23 protein-coding genes and 1 tRNA gene are annotated in these 23,348 nt (G+C 69.2%); 5 read left to right on the forward strand and 19 right to left on the reverse strand.

The features are described from left to right. Positions 1-39: 39 nt before the first annotated feature. Positions 40-684 (reverse strand): FMN-dependent NADH-azoreductase, encoded by a 645-nt coding sequence (locus ACFYL6_RS18520; RefSeq protein WP_387172519.1) that lies wholly within the window; start codon positions 682-684, stop codon positions 40-42. A gap of 82 nt (positions 685-766) precedes the next feature. Between ACFYL6_RS18520 and ACFYL6_RS18525 the strand changes: the two genes are divergently transcribed. Continuing rightward, on the forward strand, positions 767-1,246 hold the full coding sequence (locus tag ACFYL6_RS18525) for a MarR family winged helix-turn-helix transcriptional regulator (protein ID WP_387172520.1): 480 nt from the start codon (positions 767-769) through the stop codon (positions 1,244-1,246). A gap of 77 nt (positions 1,247-1,323) precedes the next feature. Here ACFYL6_RS18525 and ACFYL6_RS18530 read toward each other — a convergent pair whose 3' ends face one another. Then, complete coding sequence (locus ACFYL6_RS18530; protein WP_387172522.1) at positions 1,324-2,337, reverse strand: potassium channel family protein; 1,014 nt, start codon at positions 2,335-2,337, stop codon at positions 1,324-1,326. Between the two features lie 166 nt (positions 2,338-2,503). Between ACFYL6_RS18530 and ACFYL6_RS18535 the strand changes: the two genes are divergently transcribed. Further along, a complete protein-coding gene (locus ACFYL6_RS18535; protein ID WP_387172524.1) occupies positions 2,504-3,181 on the forward strand; it encodes a helix-turn-helix domain-containing protein in 678 nt (225 codons plus the stop codon). A gap of 137 nt (positions 3,182-3,318) precedes the next feature. Further along, positions 3,319-3,918 carry a ClpP family protease gene (locus ACFYL6_RS18540; RefSeq protein WP_387172526.1) on the forward strand — a complete coding sequence of 200 codons (600 nt, stop codon included), beginning with the start codon at positions 3,319-3,321 and terminating at the stop codon, positions 3,916-3,918. 28 nt (positions 3,919-3,946) lie between these two features. Here the strand turns inward: ACFYL6_RS18540 and ACFYL6_RS18545 are convergent, their stop codons facing one another. The 3 genes from ACFYL6_RS18545 to ACFYL6_RS18555 all read right to left on the reverse strand — a co-directional run bounded on the left by ACFYL6_RS18545 (position 3,947) and on the right by ACFYL6_RS18555 (position 7,166). After that, positions 3,947-6,016 (reverse strand): hypothetical protein, encoded by a 2,070-nt coding sequence (locus ACFYL6_RS18545; protein ID WP_387172528.1) that lies wholly within the window; start codon positions 6,014-6,016, stop codon positions 3,947-3,949. A 311-nt stretch (positions 6,017-6,327) separates the two neighbouring features. Continuing rightward, positions 6,328-6,400, reverse strand: a tRNA-Arg gene (locus ACFYL6_RS18550). Positions 6,401-6,515: 115 nt separating this feature from the next. Continuing rightward, positions 6,516-7,166, reverse strand: coding sequence for a CGNR zinc finger domain-containing protein (locus ACFYL6_RS18555; protein ID WP_387172530.1), 651 nt, complete (start codon positions 7,164-7,166; stop codon positions 6,516-6,518). A gap of 186 nt (positions 7,167-7,352) precedes the next feature. On the opposite strand from ACFYL6_RS18555, the gene ACFYL6_RS18560 reads away from it, so the two are divergent. Further along, complete coding sequence (locus ACFYL6_RS18560; protein ID WP_387172531.1) at positions 7,353-8,594, forward strand: MFS transporter; 1,242 nt, start codon at positions 7,353-7,355, stop codon at positions 8,592-8,594. A 91-nt stretch (positions 8,595-8,685) separates the two neighbouring features. Here ACFYL6_RS18560 and ACFYL6_RS18565 read toward each other — a convergent pair whose 3' ends face one another. Then, complete coding sequence (locus tag ACFYL6_RS18565; protein ID WP_387172533.1) at positions 8,686-10,077, reverse strand: glycoside hydrolase family 6 protein; 1,392 nt, start codon at positions 10,075-10,077, stop codon at positions 8,686-8,688. Between the two features lie 763 nt (positions 10,078-10,840). Here ACFYL6_RS18565 and ACFYL6_RS18570 point away from each other — a divergent pair. Then, entirely contained in the window at positions 10,841-11,179 is a 339-nt protein-coding gene (locus ACFYL6_RS18570) for a MerR family transcriptional regulator (protein WP_387172534.1), read from the forward strand. A 47-nt stretch (positions 11,180-11,226) separates the two neighbouring features. Here ACFYL6_RS18570 and ACFYL6_RS18575 read toward each other — a convergent pair whose 3' ends face one another. The 13 genes from ACFYL6_RS18575 to ACFYL6_RS18635 form a co-directional block, all read right to left on the reverse strand. Continuing rightward, entirely contained in the window at positions 11,227-12,204 is a 978-nt protein-coding gene (locus tag ACFYL6_RS18575; RefSeq protein ID WP_387172536.1) for a carbohydrate kinase family protein, read from the reverse strand. A 15-nt stretch (positions 12,205-12,219) separates the two neighbouring features. Then, entirely contained in the window at positions 12,220-13,665 is a 1,446-nt protein-coding gene (gene ahcY / locus ACFYL6_RS18580; RefSeq protein WP_387172538.1) for an adenosylhomocysteinase, read from the reverse strand. A gap of 108 nt (positions 13,666-13,773) precedes the next feature. Then, positions 13,774-15,309, reverse strand: a complete 1,536-nt coding sequence (locus ACFYL6_RS18585) for a peroxidase family protein (RefSeq protein WP_387172540.1) — start codon at positions 15,307-15,309, stop codon at positions 13,774-13,776. 82 nt (positions 15,310-15,391) lie between these two features. Beyond that, positions 15,392-16,777, reverse strand: a complete 1,386-nt coding sequence (locus tag ACFYL6_RS18590) for an acetyl/propionyl/methylcrotonyl-CoA carboxylase subunit alpha (protein ID WP_387172542.1) — start codon at positions 16,775-16,777, stop codon at positions 15,392-15,394. Between the two features lie 2 nt (positions 16,778-16,779). Next, on the reverse strand, positions 16,780-17,217 hold the full coding sequence (locus ACFYL6_RS18595) for an acetyl-CoA carboxylase biotin carboxyl carrier protein (RefSeq protein WP_387172544.1): 438 nt from the start codon (positions 17,215-17,217) through the stop codon (positions 16,780-16,782). Continuing rightward, the gene (locus ACFYL6_RS18600; RefSeq protein WP_387172546.1) at positions 17,204-18,865 is read right to left on the reverse strand and encodes an acetyl-CoA carboxylase carboxyltransferase subunit alpha; all 1,662 of its coding nucleotides are present in this window, start codon (positions 18,863-18,865) and stop codon (positions 17,204-17,206) included. Before ACFYL6_RS18600 ends, ACFYL6_RS18595 begins: the two co-directional genes overlap by 14 nt. Next, positions 18,862-19,332, reverse strand: a complete 471-nt coding sequence (locus tag ACFYL6_RS18605; RefSeq protein ID WP_387172547.1) for an SRPBCC family protein — start codon at positions 19,330-19,332, stop codon at positions 18,862-18,864. Before ACFYL6_RS18605 ends, ACFYL6_RS18600 begins: the two co-directional genes overlap by 4 nt. A 4-nt stretch (positions 19,333-19,336) precedes the next feature. Beyond that, the gene (locus ACFYL6_RS18610; RefSeq protein ID WP_091394916.1) at positions 19,337-19,594 is read right to left on the reverse strand and encodes an acyl carrier protein; all 258 of its coding nucleotides are present in this window, start codon (positions 19,592-19,594) and stop codon (positions 19,337-19,339) included. After that, positions 19,591-20,055, reverse strand: coding sequence for a cupin domain-containing protein (locus ACFYL6_RS18615; RefSeq protein WP_387172683.1), 465 nt, complete (start codon positions 20,053-20,055; stop codon positions 19,591-19,593). Before ACFYL6_RS18615 ends, ACFYL6_RS18610 begins: the two co-directional genes overlap by 4 nt. Beyond that, complete coding sequence (locus ACFYL6_RS18620) at positions 20,055-21,062, reverse strand: methyltransferase (protein ID WP_387172550.1); 1,008 nt, start codon at positions 21,060-21,062, stop codon at positions 20,055-20,057. The genes ACFYL6_RS18615 and ACFYL6_RS18620 overlap by 1 nt, the downstream gene beginning before the upstream one ends. Beyond that, positions 21,059-21,400, reverse strand: coding sequence for a TcmI family type II polyketide cyclase (locus tag ACFYL6_RS18625; protein WP_387172552.1), 342 nt, complete (start codon positions 21,398-21,400; stop codon positions 21,059-21,061). The genes ACFYL6_RS18620 and ACFYL6_RS18625 overlap by 4 nt, the downstream gene beginning before the upstream one ends. A gap of 4 nt (positions 21,401-21,404) precedes the next feature. Beyond that, positions 21,405-23,027 carry an FAD-dependent oxidoreductase gene (locus ACFYL6_RS18630; RefSeq protein ID WP_387172554.1) on the reverse strand — a complete coding sequence of 541 codons (1,623 nt, stop codon included), beginning with the start codon at positions 23,025-23,027 and terminating at the stop codon, positions 21,405-21,407. Next, entirely contained in the window at positions 23,020-23,346 is a 327-nt protein-coding gene (locus tag ACFYL6_RS18635) for an antibiotic biosynthesis monooxygenase (RefSeq protein ID WP_210781784.1), read from the reverse strand. The genes ACFYL6_RS18630 and ACFYL6_RS18635 overlap by 8 nt, the downstream gene beginning before the upstream one ends. Between the last annotated feature and the right edge of the window lie 2 nt (positions 23,347-23,348).

The raw sequence follows: 23,348 nt of genomic DNA on the forward strand, positions 1-23,348 counted from the left end.
CGGATCGGGGGCGGCCGCTCTCGTCGTACCGGCGCTGCCTCAGCGCTGGGCGGTGGCCGGGGTCCAGAGGTTGTCGATCTCCTTCTCGGCCGCCGCGAGGCTCGCCTCGTGCAGCGGGATCAGCTCGGCCATCGCCGGTACCGACGGCGCCAGGGTCAGCTCGGCGCTGATGAAACGCGGCTGCATCCCGGTCATCGACAGGCCGTGCGGGAGCCATGGCTCAGCGTGGTCCCAGCCGTAACGAGGGGTGCCATCGCCGTAGCCGCCGCCCCGGGTGGCCAGCACCACGAACTCGCGGCCGCCGAGCAGGCCCTCCTGCGTCGTCGGGTCGTACGCCAGCCCGGGAAGGATCAGGTGGTCGACCCAGGACTTGACGCTGCTGGGCGCGCCGTAGTTGTAGAGCGGCAGGCCGAGCAGCACCACGTCGGCCTGCTTCACCTCGTCGACCAGCCGCTCGCTGAGCTCCCAGGATTCGCGCTGGGCCGGCGTGTGCTGGTCCGGAGGCGTCATTCGCGCCAGCCCACCGTCCGCGTCCAGGTGCGGCAGCGGTTCGGCACCCAGGTCCCGGTAGGCCACGGTGCCGTCCGGGTGGGCCGCACGCCATGCGTCGACCGCGCGGGCGGTGAGCCGCCGGCTGACCGACCAGTCACCGCGGATGCTCGAGTCAATATGCAGAAGATGCATCATTCCTCCTTCAGGAATCGTTCGTGAGGCACCAACTATTTATAGCAGGCCGATGTTCCGTCGGGTCGGTAGACTGGGTCACATGTCCGCGCAGCCGCTCGACTCCTCGGAGCACCGCTCGGGCGCGCTCCTGGACCATCTGGCCCGGCGGATGCGGCTGCGATCGGAGTCGGTGCTGGCGCCACTGGGGCTACGGCCCCGGCATCTGGTCGCGCTTACCGTGCTGCGCGCCGGCGGCGGCACCGGCCAACAGGCGCTCGCCACCATCCTGGAAATGGACAGCACCAACATCGTCGGGCTGCTCAACGACCTGGAGGCGAAGCAGCTGATCGAGCGTCGGCGCTCACCCGAGGACCGCCGCCGCCACGTCGTCGAACTCACCGAAGATGGGGCAAAACGCCTCAGCGAGGCCGAATGCGCCCTGGCCAGCGCCGAGGACGAGGTGCTTGGCGCGCTGGATCCCGCCGAGCGGGAGACGCTCTACAAGCTGCTCAGCCGGGCCTCCACCGGCACGTCGGTCAACTGCACCGAGGCGATCTGCGTCGCCGACGACACCTGCTGACACCGCCTCGCCACAGCGGCGGCGCAGCCGTCACGCAGCGCGGCCGGGCGGTCGCCCGGCCGACCGCGGCGCGACGATCAGGCGGTCGTGGCCGACTGGGGGCGGTCGTCGCGTACGTGCACCAGCATGTCGCCGGTCTCGATTACCGCGCCGGCCCGGTCGGCCAGGGTGACCACCTTGCCCCGCCGCACCAGGGCGATCACCAACGACTCCAGCTCACGCGGCGAGCGACCCACCTCGTCCCGCTCCGCGGAACGCATCGCCAGCGCCATGCCCTGGCCGGGAGTGAGCAGATCCTCCACCACGTCGATCAGCGGTGGCGCCGAGGTGGACAGGCCGAGCAGCCGGCCCGCCGTGGCCGAGGAGACGATCACATGGTGCGCACCACTCTGCTTGAGCAGCGGGGCGTTCTCCGCCTCCCGCGCCGCCGCGATGATGCGGACCTGCCCGGCGGTGAGCTGCCGTACGGTCAGCGCGACAAGCACCGACGCGTCGTCACTGTCGGTCGCGATGATCACGGCCTTCGCGGTCTTGACGTGCGCCTCGTTGAGCACCGACGAGCGGGTCGCCGAGCCCTCGATCGCCACCAGGCCAGCGGAGGTGGCCTGCCGCAGGGCGGCGGCGCTGCGCTCCACCACCACGATCCGCGAGCGGTCCAGACCGTTCTCCATCAGGGCGGAGACAGCGCTGCGCCCCTTGGTGCCGTAGCCGCAGATGATCACGTGGTCCTTCACGGCTCTCCTCCACCGCGACAGGCGACGGCCGGTCCGGTACTGCTCGGTCAGAACTTCCAGGGTGGTGCCGACCAGGATGATAAGGAAGATCACTCGGGCCGGGGTGATGAAGAGGACGTTGACCAGCCGGGCCGACGGCGCGGACGGGGTGATGTCCCCGTAGCCGGTGGTCGAGAGCGACACGACCGCGTAGTAGAAGCAGTCGAGCAGGGTGAGGCCGTCCTCATTGACGTCGCGGTAGCCGGCCCGGCCCAGGTAGACCGCTGCGACCACGGCGAAGACCAGGCCCAGGGCGGCGGCGAGCCGAAGGCTCAGCGCGCTCAGCGGGCCCCGGCGTTGCGCGGGAAAATGGATCACTGTCGAACCTGCTCCCCCGCCGTCGCCTGCACGCCCACAACATAGCGGGTACACCGCCGACCGCACGTCCGGGTCGCGGCGGACAACCGGCGGCGCGCCCGCACCCGACTACCGGACGACAACGACGAACCGGTGCAGGCCGGCAGACGGAGGGGGCGCGACCCTCGTGACGACGAGCGGCAGACGGCGAGCCGAGGCCGACGACGAATACACCGAGTACGTCCGGTCCCGGATGGCGCAGTGGCGACGCACCGCCCCGCGCCGTCGGAGCGGCGCGGGCCCGGACGGGTCGGCCCGGACGGCCGGGGACGGGCATGATGAGGGTGTTCCCGACGACGACCGCGAAAGTGAGGCCGGCATGTCGTTGCTGCGACGAGTCATCGGCGGAGTGCTCCGCCGACTGCGCCAGAGCCAGGGCCGCACGCTGCGCGAGGTGGCCGCCTCCGCCGGGGTCTCCGTGCCCTACCTGTCCGAGGTGGAACGGGGCCGCAAGGAAGCCTCCTCGGAGGTGCTCGCGGCGATCTGCCGGGCGCTCGGCATCCGCCTCTCCGACCTGTTGGAGGAGGCCCGTGACGACCTGCGCCGGGTCGAGCCGCGCATTCCGGCCGCGCCCCGGGCCGCGCTGACCCAACTCGAGCGGGCCACGGTCGCCCGCCGCGAGGCGAGCCAGCACACGCTGCGGACCAGCGGCCCGATCCTGCACCGGGCCCCCGGCGCGAGCGGGCCGACCCTCTGCGTCGGGGCGATGGCCTCCGCTGGCGGCTCGCGCCCTGGTCCGCGTACCTCCGCTCTGCTGGGTTGCGTGCGGGCCCGGGCGGGCGCGCGGCGGGTGACCATCGCGTAGGCCGCGCGGGTTCTGCCGTTGGCGGATCTGCCGGCGGCAGAATCACTGGGCCAGCCACCGCCGCCGACCGCACGCTGGAGGGGCCGGTCCAACGGGTGGTCCCCACCGCCCGCCGGCACGGTGGAAGGCGGCGGCACATGATCGGGTACGACGTGCGGATGCTGGAGGGCGGGCAGCCGTCCTTCGGTGACCATGTGTTCGAGCGACTGCTACGGGAGCGGATCGTCTTCCTCGGCACCGAGGTGACGGAGGAGTCGGCCAACCAGATCTGCGCGCAGATCCTGCTGCTCGCCGCCGAGGACGCCGACCGGGACATCTACCTCTACATCAACTCGCCGGGTGGTTCGGTGAGCGCGGGGATGGCGGTCTACGACACGATGCGCTACGTCCACAACGACGTGGCGACGCTGGCGCTCGGGTTCGCCGGCTCGATGGGGCAGTTCCTGCTCTGCGCGGGTACGGCCGGCAAGCGGTACGCGCTGCCACACTCGCGGATCATGATGCACCAGCCGTCCGGCGGGATGGGCGGGACCGCCGCCGACATCACCATCCAGGCGGAGAACATGCTGCACGTGAAGCGCACGATGCAGGAGCTGATCGCCCAGCACAGTGGACGGACGCTCGACGATATCCAGCGAGACTGGGACCGGGACCGTTGGTTCACCGCCGAGCAGGCCCGGGAGTACGGCCTCATCGACCATGTGGTCACCCGAGCCGAACAGCTGCCAACGCTCTGACCCGCGGGTGTGGCCCGAGAGCGGATACCTAACCCGCGGGTGGGTTCCTCAAGCCGCGCCACTGTTGGGCTGGTGCCTCCAAGCGCTGAGCGATCGTGACAAGCGAGACAGTCGTTCGGTAGACACCGTCTCGTTTCTCGACCACGTCGATCCGGGCTGACGCCAGATAGTCGAGGATCGCCTGGATCTCGGCGGGTTCGGCCAGAAGGCCGGCGGTGGCTCGCAACTCCCTCCTGAGGGAAGGAATTGCCAGCCAGCCTTCGTCGTTGTCGATCGGCCGGTCGGCCTCACGAAGCAGAACATCGACGATCGCGCGCTCCAGCTTGGCAACCCGCTCTTGCGCGGCCCATTTCTCGACCAGGATCGGCCGCCGTTCGTGGGACCTGATGGACGGGTCAATAAGGGCGGTCAGTTGGGTCAACAGGAGCGGGGTGGTCGCCTGACGCCGCACTGCCTCCGCCAGCAGTGACGCGTGCACGACGGCGGTTTTCGGGTCTTCGTCGGCTGCCTCAAGCAGTCTTCGGTCGAATCCAGGACCGACATAGACCGTTGAGAGTGCGCTGATCTTCGCTCTCTGTTCCGGCAGTCCGAGAATGTTCCCGTTGTGTTCGGAGACGTGCCCGCTGGCTGCGGTCTTGGCTTCCACAGCCATCACCCGACCGTGGACTCCGATGGCGGTCAGCAACTCGCCGTCTGGATTGTCGTTTCCCCCGATGTGCCGACAGGGGAAACCCAGGTAGGCCAGGGCTCGCACCACAAGCTCCTCGAACCTTCTCGGGTCAGCACTTTTTTTTGCGGCGGCAACCAGTTCGCTGGCGACAGTCTCGGCGTCGTCGGCTGATTCTTCGGCTCGGATGGGGCGGCTGGCCACCGACTCAGGTTTCTGCTCCTCTACTGGGCGCAGGGTGGGAACCGACTGCACAAAAGCAAGTCCCAGCGGCGTCGCCCGATAGGAGGTGGACGACGATGTGTCGATAAGACCACAGGCGCGAAGAAGTCCGAGGCGACCGTTGATCGCGTTGCGAGTGAGAGGCCGGCCGTCCTTCGGAGCATATGCGGTGCTCCGGGCGGACAGCGCCGTCGAGGTGGGCGGACATGACCTGGTCGACAGATCGGTGACTATCTCGGCGAAGTACCAGATGTTGGCGTGAAGTATGCGAGCAAGATCGACCACACTCTCGGTATCGAGCCACGCCTTGGCCGCGTCGGTGACTCTTACTGTCTTGGAGCTCACGCGACCCAGCAGGCCGGCACCGCTGAGACAGTCGAACACGCTACGCACAGAATCAGCTTTGATACCGAATGTCGAGCTTGTCGCCTCTGCAAATGTCTGATCACTTACTTCGCTGAGAGCGGCACCGAGTATGATGCGCAGATTCTGGACCCGGTCATCACTACTTCCAGGTATGTACAGCGTCGACGCCCAGGACCGTTCCTTCAGAGCCTGTTCATCCAGTTGCTCGAGTAGCACCTCGATGACCCTCGGCGCCTTCGGTAGAGCAACCACTGAGTTGAGGTCGCAATTCTCAGGCTTGCCCAACGTCAGCCGCGCCAGCACCTGTCGGCCGAATTCAGTGATGTGTGCGGCATTGTCGAACAGATCGACCGCGCCGAAAGCTCGAAGCCAATTGGTCCGGCTGCGGACCGGAGTCAAAGAAGTCCAGTGAAAACCATATTCGGTTCGCGCCAACTCGGCCAACTGCTCATGAGACAGCGGCTTCAGGGCCAACGCGGCCAGAAGCTCACCGAGAAACCGAACATGGCGATGCAGAACCTCGACAAGGTAGCTCGGATCCGGATCTTTCAGCCATGCCTGCCCGTACTCGGTCAGTTCGAATCGGTTGCCGACTTTGACGAATAGGCCGATTCGGGTGATGCTCTTCACCGCTGCCGCGACTGGTGTCCGACTTGATTCGTCCGGCCAGTTGACGGGCTCGTCCGCGGTGATGCCTCGACTGATTGCCGCAAGCAGCGATTCCAGTGTTGCTGGCCAACCGTCTATCGAGCCGGGGAGGTTGGACAACCCGTCGGCCCGTTCAGACCAGCGCCGGGCGGGAACCGGACGTTCGAGCGGGGTTCCCAAAGGGCGCGCGACCATGAGCAGGGACGATAGCAGACCTTTAACGACTTGCGCGATGGACCATATTCTCTAGCATTGGCTCGGATGATTTGCCTCAATATAGAATGATCAGCCCTATTTAAGGCACACCGTGGTCAATGCTGGGAAGGCATACGCGAAGCGCATCGACGGGGAACGCGTGGTTCCACGTGACCTCCACGTTCACCCTTGGCAGGACGTCGAGCCGGCGACTGCCGACGGCGGCTACGGGTGGCAGGCGGCTGCACAGTTCGACCGATCGGCGCGGTGACGTATCCGCACTTCAGATGGCGTTTTGCTGATGTTCGAGGTGCCCCCGGCAGGATTCGAACCTGCGACACACGGTTTAGGAAACCGATGCTCTATCCCCTGAGCTACGGGGGCGCGAGGGCCTAGTCTAGCGACCTGGGGTTCACCTGGGGTGGCAGGGAGCGCCCACGCGCACCCCCGTCATCCGGACCCCTGTTTTCCCAGCCCAGGGCCACACATCATCGATTGCCTACGGGCTGGACGGTCGGGCGGCGCGGCGACGCTCGGTGAGCCGTCGCGCCTTCACCACGTTGCCGCAGTCGGCCATGCGACACCAGCGGCGGGATCCGTTGCGGCTCTGGTCGAGAAACAGCCAGCCACACCCACCTTCGAGCACCGGGCAGCGACGCACGCGGGTCAGGTCGGCCGTCAGCATGACGTCGAGGGCGGCCTCGGCGATCCGGTCGGGCACCAGCATGGCTGGCACCGTGCCGTAGACCAGCCGCACCCGCGATGGGTCGAGCACGAATCTTGCTCGGGCGGCCGCGCCGGACCAGCGCTGATGTAGTGCGACCAGCGCGGCGCCGGCCGCGATGGGGTCGCCGGCCGTACCACCGTCCGGGTCGGTGATCGTCGCGAGCAGCACAAGATGGAGGCCTGCACGGATGTCCCGCACGGCGGCCAGTCCCGCCTGCGCCGCCGAGGGCTCGTCGCGCCAGGCCCGGCCCACCTGGTCGGCCTCCGCGTCGCTGACCACGCCCACCAGGACCGACCAGCGCAGCAGAGCGAAGCTGTCGGACAGGAAGTCGTGCGGCGACTCGCCCCCTCGCTCGAGCGTGTTGACCAGATCGAGTGCCGGGTGCCCGCCGACCAACGGTAGCTGGCACACGTCGAGAGGCATTCCGCAAGGCTACCACCTAAACCATCGAAGGCGGTTGCGCCCGATCCCGTTGGCATGCCGATGCGACTTGGCAGAGTCATCAGCAAGGGATGCACGCCCACCTATGCTACCGTCGAAACCCTGTTAGCCGGAATCACGACGCTACATGTGTAACGGCTGCTTGCTCCAAGACCTGGGAGGTAGCCGATGGCGCACCAACGACGAGCGGTCTACGCCCTCGCCGCGTTGTCCGCCGCCACTTTCTGTTACGTCACCACCGAGGTGCTTCCGATCGGGTTGCTCACGCTGATCGCGCCGGACCTGGGTCGCTCCAGGTCCGAGGCCGGTCTGCTGGTGACCGGGTACGCCGTGGTGGTCATGATTGTGGCGCTCCCGCTGACCCGAATCACTCGGCGAGTGCCCCGGCGCCCGCTGCTCGCGGGCGCCCTCGGTGTGTTCGCCGCAGCGACGACGGTGTCGGCCTTCGCAACCTCCTACGAGGTGTTGCTCGCCGCGCGGCTGGTGTCCGCCACCACCAACGGCGTCTTCTGGGCGGTGGTGTTCCCGGTAGCGATCTCGATGTTCCCCGCGAACATCCGAGGCCGCATCGTGGCTCGGCTGTCGATCGGCAACGCCCTCGGCCCGGTCCTCGGCGTGCCGTTGAGCACCTGGTTGGGCGGGCAGGCCGGGTGGCGGGCCGCCTTCGTCGCGATGGCCATCTTCGGCTTCGTCACCTGCGTCGCGGTCGCCCTGCTCCTGCCGAACGTCACACCGCAACAAACTGCGGGAGACATCGGGCCGATGCCGGATCGGCACCGCTTCGTCGTGCTCCTTCTCGCCACCATCCTCGCGGTCACCGGCGCCATGGGCGCGTTCACCTACATGACCGTCTTCCTCCTCGACGTCAGCGGGTTCGCCGCCGCGTCTCTCGGCCTGCTGCTCTTCGTCCAGGGCTCGTTCGGCGTCGCCGGCACCTGGGCGGTCGGCCGGGTCCTGGACCGGTTTCCGCTCGGTGTCGTGCTGGTTCTCCTCGGCCTCCTCACCGCCGCGATGCTCGGCCTCTATGGAGTGGGCGCGAGCAAGGCATTGACGATCCCGTTGCTCGCCGTGGCGGGGATGTCGTTCAGCTCGCTGATCGCGGGAATCCAGCACCGCGTCATGCAGGTGGCCCCGTCGACCACCGACATGGCGTCGGCCAGCCTCAGCGTCGCGTTCAACTTCGGTCTCGCGGCTGGCTCGTTCATCGGCGCGGGCCTGCTGGCGACGGCCGGGGTGCGCGTCATCCCGTTGGTCGGTGGCCTGCTGACGGCCGCGGCGATCGCGTTGCTCGCCGGCCACGAACTGTCCCGCAAAAGAAGAGAACACCACACTGACCGAGGCACCTGGGCCGTGCGACCGACCCACGGACGCGATGCCGAGGAGCCACCGGTCACCAGCGTGCGGACATAGCTGGCGCAGCCCCGGCTCGTACCGGCAGGACAGGGACGGGCCCAGCGCGGAGAGGGGTTCTCCACGCCGGGCCCGCCGACATCCGGTGGGGTCAGCTGGTCACGCAGTCGGCCAACACGCCCGGGCCGGTGCCGGTGCCCTGGAAGCCGAAGTTGGTCGACTGCCGGCCGAGGACCCGTCCGTTGTAGCTCACGTTGGTGAACCCGACGGTTCCGCTGGTGCCGCTGACCTGGGCGTTCCAGGCGCTGGTGACCGCGCCGCCGGGCAGCGGGACGGTCACGGTCCAGCCGTTGATGTCCGACTTGCCGGCGGTGACCGTCACGCTCGCGGTGAAACCGCCGGCCCACTGGTTGACCGCGATCGACGCGTAGCAGCCGTCACCGGCCGGCGGCGTGGTGTTCGGCGGAGGGGTGGTCGGCGGCGTGGTCGTCGGCGGGGTCGTGGTCGGCGGCGTGGTCGTCGGCGGCGGCGTCGTCGTTGGCGGGGTGGTGGTGGGCGGGTTGGGCGCACCGTTGGCCAGGCTGAAGGCCAGGTCGGGCTGGAACGAACCGGCCGTGAAGCGGCAGCCGTCCGCCTCCCCCGGCGGCTTCACCCACAGGTACGCGTCGATGTTGGCGTCGCCGGTGTTGGTCGTCGGGTACTGCCCGATGCGCCGGTCGGTGTTGTCGTCGCCGCACCAGTCCCCGCTGGCGCCTCCGTTACGGCTGGTGTCGATGACCTGGCGCTTGCCCGAGATCCCCATGCCGTTGAGGGCGGAGATGACCGCCCGGCCGAAGTTCGCCTCGCTGGAGGTGGAGTTGTAGTTCGACACGTTGGTGAAGAAGCCGTCGGCGTACTGCACGCCGGCCGCCCGGAGACGGTTGGCCGTCTCACCCGCGCTGTTCCAGGTGGAGTGGCCACCGTCGAGGTACACCTTGGCGTTGGGGTTGGCCGACTTGATGGTCCGGGTGGCCGTCGAGATCGCCTCGTTGCGCGCGTTGATCTCGGCGCTGCTCAGGCAGGTCAGCAGGGCGAGCGAGTCGGTTTCCAGGATGATGATGACGGTCTGGTTGCCCAGCCCTCTGGCGAAGTTGGACACCCACGTCTGGTACTGGTTGAGGTCCGGCGCCCCACCGGCGCTGGCCCCGCCGCAGTCCCGGTTGGGGATCTCGTACACCGCCAGCACCGGGATCTGCTGCGCCGCGTTGGCGGCGCCGATGAACCCGGAGACCTCGGACTGCACGGTGGAGGGGTTGAAGTTGGCGAACCAGCGCGCCTGCGGCTGACTTGCGATCTTGTCGCGGATGACGGCCGTACGCGAGTCGCCGGGGTTGGCGGCGACCCAGCGGACGACGGCCGAGCTCGGGTCGCGGTAGAGCGACCCGGACAGCGTGCCGGCGGAGGCGCTGCTGACGGCGAGGCAGACGCCGACGGCTGTGGCGCCCGCGACGGCCGCCACGCTGATGGCCGCCGATCTGCGGCGGAGCGAGGAGAGGATAGCCACGACGTGTTGCCTCCAGATCACATAGATGTATCTAAGTTCATGGGAGCGTTCCCATGGACGGTAGCGGAGGCGCGCGCCGCTGCCAAGGTGTCACCACCAAGTACGCCACCGGCAGCAAGACCGCCGAGATCATTGAGTTGAACAGGCCAACCGCCCGCATCCGCTGGCCGCTGGACCTACCGATGGCCGGCCAGAAAATCTATGCTCAAACGACTAGACATTCTTGGTGGCTGGGGATACTGTTCCTCAAGTCGAGATCAGAGAGTAAAGACGCAGACGGACCGCCCGGCCGTGAGGTCACGACGGGCGCGAGAGCGGGAACGTGGTTCACCGTCCCCGCTCCGGAAAGGCAGTAAGGCACGTCAGCCCCGACGGACGAACGACGGGGCACCGCAGGTGGGGCCAAGGAACCATTCAGGGCTCCAGCTGATGTTCGTCGTACGTGTGCGGGGCCATGAAGTCGCGTGGGGCTCCGACACCGGCGAACCGCACGTCAGAACGATAAGAACAGATGCAGAGGAAAGGGAGGGCCGTACACCGTTGGATCGCCCGCCGCTGGCCGTCAGTCAGGCCGGGCGGACACCGCAGTTTCCATCGAACGAGAGGTGGTCTCCGGTCACGCATACGCGATCCTCGCACCCGAGGCCGTCGATGACGGCTGGTGCGGATACGACAAACCGACGTTCCTGTCGGCAGATGGTGTTCTGACCCGTAACCCTGGGCCCCGGCGCGAGAGCGCCGGGGCCCTCGACGTGGAGGTGACATGGGGCGAAACCCCGAAGACATGTTCGGCGACGAGGACTACCCCGCCTACACCATCGGCCAGGCCGCGGAGATGCTCGGCACCACGCAGGACTTCCTGCGCCGCCTGGACGAGGCGAAACTGATCGACCCGCACCGCTCCAGCGGCGGGCACCGCCGCTACTCGCGCTACCAGTTGCGCCTAGCCGCCCGGGCCCGCGAGATGGTCGACGACGGCACCGCCCTGGAGGCGGCCTGCCGGATCATCATCCTGGAAGACCAGCTCGAGGAAGCGCTCCGGCAGAACCAAGAACAGCAGCGCGGACCGCGCCGGCAGGATGAGCGGCCCGCCGTCGAGTGACTGCCGCCCGTGTGCGCGGGCCGCGTTCGTCTTGGCCGGCTGGCCCGTCAGACCCGGGCCAGCCCCAGCGCGCGCACGTCGACCGCGACGTCGGGGCCGTAGGAGTCGGCGATGCGGCGCTCGAAAGCGTCGGCGTCGACCGTGTATTCCTGCGGGCCCTCGACCTCCAGCACGTGCGCCGCCAGGACACAGCCCACCTGTGCCGCACGCTCGATGGGCAGGTCGGCGGCGAGCGCGGCGAAGAAGCCGGCCCGAAAACCGTCGCCGACACCGGTCGGGTCGACGATGCCGCCCACCCGCGCCGCCGGCACCAGGAAGTCGCCGTCCTGCCCGGTGATCCGTACGCCGTTGGCGCCCAGGGTCACGACCCGCACGCCCACGCGGCGCAGGATGTCGTCTTCGCTCAGCCCGGTCTTCGACTCCAGCAGCGCCGCCTCGTACTCGTTCGTCAACAGGTAGCGTGCGCCGTTGATCATCGCCTCGATGTCGGCCGACGGCATCCGGGCCAGCTGCTGTGACGGGTCGGCCGCGAAGGGCAGGCCCAGCCGGCGGCAGGCGGCGGCACGGGCGAGCATCGTGTCCGGGTTCTCCGCGGCGACGATGACGAGCCCGAGCCCACCGGCCCGCGCCGCGACACCGTCGAGGCTGATCCGGTCGGGCTCCCCCATGGCACCGGGGTAGAACGACGCGATCTGGCAGAGGTCGGTGTCGGTGGTGCAGATGAACCGGGCGGTGTGCGCGACGGAACTGACCTGCACCTCCGAGCAGTCGACCCCGTGGCCCTCCAGCCAGCTGCGGTAGTCGCCGAAGTCACCACCGACCGCGCCGAGCAGCACCGGCCGGTGCCCGAGTTGGGCGAGCCCGAAGGCGATGTTGGCCGCGACCCCGCCGCGCCGGACGACGAGGTCGTCGACGAGGAACGAGAGCGAGACGGTGTCGAGGCTGCCGGCGATGAGTTGCTCGGCGAACCGCCCCGGGAAGCGCATCAGATGGTCGGTCGCGATCGAGCCGGATACGGCGATCATGCGGGGCGGGCCCTCTCAGTAGCGGTAGTGGTCGGGCTTGTAGGGCCCTTCGACCGGGACTCCGAGGTAGTTGGCTTGTTCCTTGGTCAGTTCGGTGAGGCGGACACCCAGCGCGCCGAGGTGGAGTCGGGCGACCTTCTCGTCCAGGTGCTTGGGCAGGGTGTGGACGCCTACCGGGTACTGGTCGGTGCTGGTGAACAACTCGATCTGCGCGATGGTCTGGTTGGCGAAGCTGTTCGACATCACGAAACTCGGATGCCCGGTGGCGTTGCCCAGGTTCAACAGCCGCCCCTCGGACAGCACGATGATCGAGTGGCCGTCCGCGAACCGCCACTCGTCGACCTGCGGCTTCACGGTGATCCGCTCGACGTCTCCGCGTTTCGCGAGACCGGCCATGTCGATCTCGTTGTCGAAGTGGCCGATGTTGCCCACGATCGCCTGGTGCTTCATCCGCGCCATGTGCTCGTTGGTGATCACGCTGAAGCAGCCCGTCGCGGTCACGAAGATGTCCGCGGTCTCGACCACGTCATCGATGGTCGCCACCTGGTAGCCGTCCATCGCCGCCTGCAGTGCACAGATCGGGTCCACCTCGGTCACGATGACCCGGGCACCCTGACCACGCAGACTCTCGGCGCAGCCCTTGCCGACGTCGCCGTAGCCGAACACGACGGCGACCTTCCCACCGATCAGCACATCGGTGGCCCGGTTGATCCCGTCGATCAACGAGTGCCGGCAGCCGTACTTGTTGTCGAACTTGCTCTTGGTCACCGAGTCGTTCACGTTGATCGCCGGGAACAGCAGGTTTCCCGCCTGCTGCATCTCGTACAGCCGGTGCACACCGGTCGTGGTCTCCTCGGTCACCCCCTTGATCCCGGCGGCGACCCGCGTCCAGCGGCGGTTGTCCTCCCGCAGCGACCGCGTCAACACACCGAGGATGACCTCGTACTCCTCGGAGTCCGCGCTCTCCGGCGACGGGACCGCACCGATCGCCTCGAACTCGGCGCCCTTGTGCACCAGCAGCGTGGCGTCACCACCATCGTCGAGGATCATGTTGGGGCCCTGCCCGTCCGGCCAGAGCAGCACCTGCTGGGTGCACCACCAGTACTCGTCGAGGGACTCGCCCTTCCAGGCGTAGACCGGGACACCCGCCGGGGCGTCCGGGGTGCCGGTCGGGCCGACCGCGACCGCCGCCGCCGCGTGGTCCTGGGTGGAGAAGATGTTGCAGGACGCCCACCGGACCTGCGCGCCGAGCGCCACCAACGTCTCGATCAACACGGCCGTCTGGATCGTCATGTGCAGCGAGCCGGTGATCCTCGCGCCCTTCAACGGCTGCCGCGAGGCGAACTCCCTCCGGATCGACATCAGACCGGGCATCTCATGCTCGGCCAGCTCGATCTCCTTACGCCCGAAGGCCGCCAACGACAGATCCGCCACCTTGAAATCGCTGAATTCGCCAGTCATGTCCGCACCCTCCCGCACCAGTGTCGAGGACCGTTGGAGTCCCGTTCAACCGCGCCCGTGCTCCACACACCGGGCCGCCAGGGGCCCGGGTGTGTGGAGCAAGCGCCGTCAGGAGTTGCGGCTGGCCGGGTCGACCCGGGCGTACGTGAGCAGGTCGGCCATCGTGAACTGGCCCGAGAAGCGGGCCGGCAGGGTCGGACGCCAGTTGGGCTGCACCTTCAGATAGCTCGCCGGGTCGAGTTGGGCGATGCCGATGAGCACCTCGGCCACGATTCGCCCACCTACCGCGCCCAGTGAACCGCCGCCGGCCTGGAGTTGTGCCTCCTTCAGGATGTAGTAGAAGAGCGGAGTGTTGGAGTCCAGGCCGAGGCCGTACCCGCTGAGCTCCGGGAAGTTGAAGCTGCCCAGTGCGGGCGCCCCGATGTGTGCGGCGATCCGCTGGCCCGACGGGATGCCGAAGGTGAGTTGACGAAGCAGGTCGCGTCCGAGCAGGTTGGCCGACGGCGAGCCGGACGGCGGCGGTGGCAGCGGGAACCCGAACAGCGGCGTCGAGTTGCGGACGTCGATCCACTTGCTCCAGTGCACCTGGCCGTCGAAGAACTGGAACCAGAACTGGTAGTCGAGGTAGCGGCGGGCGGCCCGCTTCCCGCCGCGCAGGTCGGCGGGATCGGCGCCGCTCAGCGCCGGGTCGAAGAGCATGGCGTAGAACTCGTCGCCGCCGTCGCCGGTGCGGTTGACCAGGTAGGCCGGTCGCGGCTGGCTGTGACCGAAGCGGAACGCCGCCGCGGTGAACTCGACCGGGATGAACGTCGCGTTCGGCTCCGGACGGTAGAAGCGGCGGCCCCCGTTGAGCACTGTGAAGACCGTGCCCGGGCCGGCGATCAGCGGAAGGAACTCGTTGAGCACGATCCACTGGTAGTGCCAGGTGACGAGTTGCCGAGCCGCGCCGAAGACCTGCGCCGCCGGTGTGCCCTGCGCGCGCACCAGGTCGACCACCCGGTTGTGGAAGAGGATGAACGCGGCAGTGATCTGCGCGATCGGCAGGTTCTCGTCGTTGCGGGGGTCGAAGACGATCGCCCTGCCACTGGAGTTGCGTGGCAGGTCCTCGAAGCGCCCGCCCGACTCGATCTTGAGTTTGGCGGGGTCGGCCGAGTTGTAGAGCTCCGGGTTCCCGGTCGGCCCGCCGCCATAGAGCGAGTCGAGGTCGAGGGCGGGCGTCCGCGGGTTGGGCACCGTGGTCGGGTCGACAGGCGTGCCCAGCGGCGCCGTCGTCTCGAAGGCCAGGTCGTGGTCGACGAACTGCCCGAAGTACGTCATGCCCTGCGGGATCGAGAAGTTGTCGGGGTTGTTGATGCTGTGCTGCTGTTGGTCGGCGAGCGCCTCCGCGCCGACGCTGAGCGGGTCGCGGGCGTCCATCGGGCCGCCGACGCGCGACAGGTCGATCAGCGCGTTCCGCATCTGGGTCGTCGCGGACCCGAACGCCGGCAGCGACGGGAACATCCGACCGAACCGGTTGGAGAACGCGGCCGCCGCGGGCGCCGCGTCGAGCAGGACTCCCCCGGTGCCGGCGACGAGCGCCCCCGCGCCGACTCCGGCCAGTAATCGCCGTCGGCTGACACCTCGAGAAGCGTTGTCAATTGCCATGTCGGCCACCTTCCGTCCGCGGGCGCCCGCGTGGACGCACGGGCCGCAAACCCGCGAACCGGCAGCAGTGTGAACCCTTCGGTTAGTGGCGCCCTGGAGCCTTGGTGGTGTCCGGCTGGAGGCCGCTGAGCATGGTGTCGACAAGCGAGGTGTCGTGTTTCGCGGCGCGGAACAGCGGGTGGTCGAGCGTCGATCGGAGGAAGTCGCGGGTGGTGGCCACACCCGGCCCCTCGACGGCGCACTCGTCGAGGGCGCGGGCCATCCGGGCCAGGGCCTGGGTGCGGTCGGGCGCCCAGACGACCACCTTCGCGAGGAGGGAGTCGTAGTCGGCCGGCACCCGGTAACCGGCGTACCCGTGCGTGTCGACGCGGACGAACGGGCCGGCGGGCAGGTCGAAGCGGGTCAGCTCACCCGGTGTCGGTACGAAGCCGCGCGTCGGGTCCTCGACGTTGAGGCGACACTCGATCGCCGTGCCGCGCGGCGTCACGTCGGCCTGGGTCAGCGCGAGCCGTTCGCCGGCCGCCACGAGGATCTGTTGCCGCACCAGATCGACGCCGGTCACCAACTCGGAGACCGGGTGTTCGACCTGGAGCCGGCAGTTGACCTCCATGAGGTGGAAGTCGTCCCCGCCGCCGACCAGGAACTCGAACGTACCCGCGCCCACGTAGCCGACGCCGAGCGCGCCGGTGACCGCGGCGGCGGTCATTCGGTCGACCATGTGTTGCGGCAACCCGGGCGCGGGCGACTCCTCGATCAGCTTCTGGTGGCGTCGCTGCACCGAGCAGTCGCGCTCGCCGAGGTGGATGCCGTTGCCGTAGCGGTCGGTGAGCACCTGCACCTCGACGTGGCGGGCCGACTCGAGGTAGCGCTCGATGTAGACCCGGTTGTCGCCGAAGAGCAGCTGCGCCTCGGCCCGCGCGGAGGCGAACTCGCCCAGGAACGAGGCCGGGTCGCGGACCACCCGAACGCCTCGGCCGCCGCCACCGGCGACCGCCTTGATGATCAGCGGGAAGCCGATCTCCTCCGCGACCGCGCGGGCGTGCGCCGCCGACTCGACGGCGTCGGTGGTGCCGGGGAGCACGGGCAGGCCGAGGCCCGCCATGATGCCCCGCGTCCGGGCCTTGTCGCCCAGCGCGGCCATCACGGCGGGCGGCGGCCCGATGAACGTGATCCCGTCGGCCTCACAGATCTCGGCGAAGTCCGGGTCCTCGGAGAGGAATCCGTAGCCCGGATGGATCGCGTCGGCCCCCGTGCGGCGGGCCGCCTCGATGATGGCCGGTGCGCTCAGGTAGCTGCGCCGGCTCGGGCCCGGCCCGATCTGGACGGCTTCGTCGGCCAGGCGCACCACCGCCGAGTCGCGGTCGACGGTCGAGTAGACCGCGACGGTACGCAGCCCCATCTCCCGGCAGGTCCGCGCGATCCGGACCGCGATCTCGCCCCGGTTGGCGATCAGCACCGACTCGAACACTGTCAGCCCTCCGAAACAGCTAAGGCGATCAACCGTTCGCCGTACTCGACCGGGGTCGCGTTGGGTACCAGCACCTTCACGACCTCGCCCGCGCGGTCGGCTTCGACCGGGATCATCATCTTCATGGCTTCGAGGATCGCGACCTGCTGGCCGGGTACGACCTGGTCACCCTCCCGGACGAACGGGTCGGCGCCGGGCGACGGCGCGAGGTAGAGCGTGGCGACCATCGGCGCGCACACGTAGTGCAGGCCGGCGTCGGCATCCACCAGCGGGACCGCCGGGACCGCCGCCGCCACAGCTGCGCCTTCCGGCCACTCCACCTCGACCACCAGGTCGCCGTGCTGGAGCCGGGCACGGCGGACCGGACCAGGCGTCGATCCGATCAGCCGCGCGAGACTGCGGACCGCGGCATCCAGCGGGTCGGCGTTACCCTCCGGCATTCGTCAAACCTCCGATCTGTCGGAAGCGGGCCCGGCGATGGGCCCGCACCTCCTCGCGGTTGAGACCGGCCAACTCCGCCAACGCGTCGACAACCGCCCGGTGTACGGCAGACGCGGTCGCCCCTGGATCGGCCGGCGCCCCGCCGGGCGGTTCGGGAACCACTCCGTCGACGACGCCGAGCGCCAGCAGGTCACCGGCCTGGAGCTTGAGCTGCGCGGCGGCCTCGTCGGCCCGACCGGAGTCGTTCCAGAGGATCGCGGCGCAGCCTTCCGGGCTGATCACCGAGTAGGTGGCGTTGGCGAGCATCAACACCCGGTTGCCGACGCCGAGGGCGAGCGCGCCCCCGCTGCCGCCCTCGCCGGTCACGACCGCGACGACCGGCACCGTCAGCCCGGCCATCAGCCGGATGCTGTCGGCGATGGCGAGGGCCTGCCCGTTCTCCTCCGCCGAGATGCCGTGGTAGGCACCGGGTGTGTCGATAAGCGTCACGATCGGCGTGCCGAGCTTGTCGGCCAGGCGCATCAGCCGGGCCGCCTTGCGATAGCCGGCCGGTGTCGCCATGCCGAAGTTGCGGCTGGCCACCTCGGCGACCGTGTGACCCTTCTGGTGGCCGATCACCACTGTGGGTCGCCCGTCGATCAGGCCCACCCCGCCGACGATCGCCGGGCAGTCACTCGCCAGCCGGTCACCGTGCAGCTCGACGAAACCGTCCACGAAGTGGCCGATGTAGTCCAGCGTGGAGGGTCGACCGAGATCGCGGGACAGCGCCACGACCGCCCACGGGTCCGCCGACTCGGGGGGCGCGGTAGCCCGTACCCCGTAAGGATCCGGTGCGGACCGCTCGGCCCCCGCGAAGGCCAGCAACCGGCCGATGGTCGGCCGCAGGTTCGACCGGGGCACCAGGTCGTCGAGCATGCCGCGGGCGAAGAGGTACTCGGCGGTCTGGAAGCCGGCCGGCAGCGGCTGACGCAGGGTCTGCTGGATGACCCTCGGCCCGGCGAAGCCGAGGCGTGCCCCCGGCTCGGCGAGAATGACGTCGCAGAGCGTCGCGAAGGATGCCGCGACGCCACCGTAGGTCGGGTCACTGACCAGCGAGATCGTCAACACCCCGGCCTCGTCGAGGGCCCCGAGCGCCGCGCTCGTCTTGGCCATCTGCATGAGCGACAGCACGCCCTCCTGCATCCGGGCGCCTCCCGAGGCGCTGACGATCAGCAGCGGCGTACGGGTCTCGAGCGCCAACTCGGCGGCCCGGGTGATCCGCTCGCCGACGCCAGTGCCGAGGCTGCCGCCGAGGAACCGGAAGTCCATGACCGCCGCGATCAACGGCTGCCCCTCGACAGTGCCCTGGACGCAGACGACCGCCTCGTCGAGCCCGGTGCGCCGGCGGGCGGCCTCGATCCGTTGCGGATAGGGCTTGGTGTCGACGAACCCCAGCGGATCGCCGAACGCGCCGACCGGTGCCAGCTCCTCGACCGAGTCGAGGTCGAAGAGTTGCTCGATCCGCTGGTGTGCGGTGACCTGGTCGTGGTGGTCGCACTCCGGGCAGACGCCCAGGTTGCGCTCGACCCGGCGCTGGTAGAGCAACGCCCGGCAGCCCGGGCAGATCAGCCAGCTCTTACCGACCGGCGTGTTGACGGTGGCGGTCATGACTGCCCGCGTTCGGCCGCGGCCTTCTCCACGATCTCCCGGATGCGTGCCTGCTGCTCACGTGTGGTCCGGTTGAGGTGGGCGGTCATGCCCTCGTCGTCGGCGTGCCCGCCCGGCCGCATCTCGAAGTCCTGTACCCACCGCATCCGCACGCCACCGTCCGAGATCTCGGTGTACTCCCAGAACAGGTTCATGTATTTGAAGGCGCCGGTCTCCAGCCGCCGTGCCCGGACCACCCGGTCGGCGCGGTCGGGCACCCGCTCGGAGACCCAGCTCCAGACCCGACCGGCCGGGTCGGGGTGCATGGTCAGGCGGAAGACGACGGCCCCGTCGTCGGCCGTCGAGAGCACCTCCGTGCTGGCGTACTCGCTGAACAGGGAGGGCCAGTTGGGGATGTCGTTGGTCAGGTCCCAGACGAGGTCGAACGGTGCGTTGATGACCACCGAGTTGTCCGTGTGTCCGGCCATGGGGTCACCGATCCGCGAGTCGTTGGTTGACGTAGTCGACGGCGAGCCGAGGCGTCTTCATGATCGACACAGCGTCGTCCGGGATGCGCACCTCGTACTCCTGCTGCACCCGCGCCGCCAGCTCCAGCAGCGCGAGCGAGTCGTAGCCGAGGTCGTCGAACGGCGCGTCGAGCGTCGCCGGATCGGCCCAGTCGGTCTGCTCGACCACACCGGAACTGGTCTCCAGGATCCGACGCAGGTCGTCGAGGGTCAGCTGGCTCATGAGTTTCCTCCCGTCGGTCGCTGCCACCCGTCGCGCACGCCACCGACCTGCGGCACCGGCGTCTCGGGGTGCGGGACCTCTTCGGTGTCGACGTGACCAAGCTCGGGGCGCGGCGCGAGCGGACTGATCTGGAACACGATCAGCGCGGTGTCGCCGCCGGCGTTGACGATGCGGTGCCGCTGGCCGCGACGGACCATGAGAGCTTCGTCGGCCGTCAGCTTGACCTCCGTGCCGTCGACCTGGATCACGACCTCACCGCGCACGAGGTAACAGAACTTGTCCGAGTACGGGTTGTACTGCTCGGCCAGGAACTCGCCCGGCTCCAGCCGGACCGTGCCCATGAAGCCCTCCGTCGCGTCGACGGTCTTCGGGCTGAGCAGGATCCGCACCTCCCCGCCGATCCGGTTGATGCCGGGCACGTCGGTGGCGGCGACCTTCACGATCGGTTGCCGATGCATGATCATCCCTTCTCTGCGACGAGCACGCGGAACGGCAGGTCCGTCGGGTGGACGGTGGCCGGGCCGAAGCCCGCCGCGGCGAGGGCCCGGTTGTAGGCGGCGACGGAGTGCGACTCCCCCTCGAAGGTCCAGACCAGCATCAGCACCGAGAAGAGGTACGGTGCCGGGTCCAGCGCCGGCGACTCGTCGCCGGTGGTGAAGCCGACGATGACGAGCCGCCCACCCGGCTTGACCACGGAACCGAGCCGGGTCACCAGCTCACGCACCCGCTCCTCGGAGAAGTGGTGGGTGACGTTGGTGAGCAGCACGACGTCGTAGGGCCCGCCGAGATCGGTGGTGAACATGTCACCCGGCAGGAACGACGCCCGGTCGCGTACGCCGAGCCGCTCGGCGTGCTTCTCCGTCACGGCGAGCACGTTGGGCCAGTCCAGCGAGGTCACCGCCGCCTGGGGGTTGTGCTGGGCGAGCGTGTAGCCGTAGACGCCGTGGCCGCAGGCGACGTCGAGGATGTCGAGCTCGGCGCGCTCCTTCGTCCACGGCGCGAGCGCCTCGGCCATCACCTCGGCGGTCGGCTGGGCGACCTTCGTCGCGTACGCCGCGAAGTCCTCCCAGTAGGTGTACTCCGGGGTCTCGGCGTGCACGTCGAGCACGGTGCCGCCGGCTCGGACGGCCGCGCTGAGGTCGCGCAGTGCGTCCCACTCCCAGTCGCTCGACATCACCTTGACCATGCCGCCCAGGTAGTCCGGACGGGTGCTGACCAGGTGATCGGCGGCCGCCGGGGTGAGCGAGAAGTGCTCGCCGGTGCGGTCGGTGAGGCGGACCGCGGTGAGCGCGTCGAGCAGGATGCGCGCGCCCCGAGGGTGGATGCCGAGCTTCGGGGCGAGCCCGCTGGCCGTGGCCGGGCCCGCGGCGAGGGCGTCGAAGACGCCCAGCTCCACGCCGGTACGCAGCAGGCTCGTCTTCTTGTATGCCTGCATCATGTCGTTGATGTCGCGGCGGGTCAGCGTCACGTGATGCTCCCTGTCTCGGGGCTCCAGGTGTAGAAGGGCGTGGCCTTCGAGTCCTGCAGCTCGGTCATGCTGTCCGGCGCGTAGCGCTGCAGGTAGGCCGAGAGGCGCCGGTTGACCTCCTGGAAGTCCGCGCGGGCTCGGGCCGCGAGGAGCTTGTCGAAGACGTCGGTGTCGGCCTCGAGCAGGTGCATGTAGAGGTCCTGGTAGCGGAAGAGCGTGCGCCGGGAGATGCCGACGACGTAGGGCATGTCGCCCTTGTCGTGCTCGGCGAAGAGCTCGGCGACCGCGTCGGCGTGGCTGGGGTCCATCCGCATGACCATGAGAGCGCGGTAGGACATCTGCTCACGCTCCCCGCAGGATCGTGGCCAGGGCAGCGGCCAGGGTCTGCGTCTGGTCGTCGACCGGGCCGGCGCTGCGCCAGGCGACGATGCCGTCGGGGCGTACCAGCAGGGCCCCGCCGGAGCCGACTCCACAGCTCGCGAGCCACGAGCCGTCGTCGGCGAGGTCACCGTCGGGGCCGGCGGTCAGCGCCCTGATCGGAAGCCCGGTCTCCGCGGAGACCGCCTCGGCCGCCGCGAGCCAGGCGTCGTCGCCGGGAGCGGTGGTCAACGTCCAGCCCTCGGTCAGTACGTCGATCGTGGACACCCGAGCGCCGTCGTGGTCGACCCAGCCGTGCGGGGCACGCGATCCGGGTTGGCCGGTGAAGGTCAGCTCGCGGGGCAGCAGCTCGGTGTCGGCGGGTGCGCCGACGATCGCGTTCGAGGTGTACCGGTAGCCCATCGTCACGATGACGAAGTCCCGGTAGGCGGCCTTGTCCTCGTCGGCGAGCTGACCCCGGGTGCGGAAGAGCATCCACGCCTGGTCGGCGGTCGCGGCGCCGACCGGACGACGCTCGGCTTCGTAGGAGTCGAGCAGGCTCTCGTCGGCCCGCCCCTGCAGCACGTCGGCGAGCTTCCACGCCAGGTTGTGCGCGTCCTGGATGCCGGCGTTGACGCCGAAGCCGCCGGCCGGCGGGTGGGCGTGGCAGGCGTCGCCGGCCAGGAAGACCCGCCCGGACTGGTACGCGTCGGCGACCATGTGCCGCGCGTCCCAGGGCTGGGCCGACTCGACCTCGACCTCCAGCTCGGGGTCGCCGGCCGCGATCCGGGCCAGCTCGACGCAGCGTTCCGGGGTGAAGTCGGCCGGCGACTGCCCCCGCTCGGGGTAGTAGTTGACGCCGAACATCCACCGCCCCGGCTCGATGAAGAGCAGCAGACCCTGGGCCAGCTTGTTCATCAGGTAGATCAGGGTGAACCGGGGTGCCGTGTCGGGCAGGTCGACCTTGGCGCGGAAGATGATGCTGACGAAGTTCCCGGCGACACCGTTGCTGCGGTTGCCGACCTGGAGCAGTTCGCGGACGGGGCTCTTCACGCCGTCGGCCGCGACGACATAGCGCGCCCGGATGGTGCGTGTCGTGCCGTTGTCGTTGACGGTCGCGGTCACCCCGTCCTGGTCCTGGGTCAGCCCGATCAGCTCGTTCTGGAAGCGGATCTCCGCGCCCGCTTCGACGGCGGCGTCGTGGAGCAGCGGCTCGTAGTGGTCCTGGCCGCACCAGATCGGCCAGCTCGGCGTGAACGTGTCGTAGTCGACGTCGTGGGCCTCCATGACGAACGACTTGTGCAGGTCGGCCAGCGACTGGGCGCCGAGCATGACCAGTGGCGTGGCGCGGCCGGCGCGGACGAGGTCGAGTTCGGCGCCCGGTCCGACGATCTTCATGCCGGCCTGCTGGACGGCCGGCTCCAGGCCGACGGTGCGGAAGATCTCCACCGTGCGGGCGTGCAGGCCTGTCGCGCGGGGGATCGTCGACAGTCGGGGCCGACGTTCGACAAGGATCGGCCGGATTCCCTTGCGGGCCAGGAAGAGCGCGGTCGACAGGCCGACCGGGCCGCCGCCGACGATCAGGACGTCGGTGCTTCCGTCAGACATGAGCGTCCTCCGTGTAGACGACTTTGTAGAGGTGGCGTTCCGGCGTGGCGATCGCGCGTACCTCGCCGAAGTGGGGATGGACCTCGGGGTTCTGGAGCATCGCGGTGAAGTGCTCTTCGCTCTTCCACTGCGCGTAGTTGACGACCCGGGTCCCGTCGAGGCTGGCGTGGATGTTCGCCGACACGAACCCGTCGACCTTGGACATCACCGCGTCGGTCGCCTCGATCAGGATGTCGACGAGCTTCTGCTGGTTGGCCGGCTCGACGGTGAAGACGTTGACCATCGTCACGACCGGCTGGTCGATGCCGATGTGTGCCATTG

This window comes from Micromonospora sp. NPDC007208, assembly GCF_042869175.1.
In the GTDB taxonomy this organism is placed as follows: domain Bacteria; phylum Actinomycetota; class Actinomycetes; order Mycobacteriales; family Micromonosporaceae; genus Micromonospora; species Micromonospora foliorum.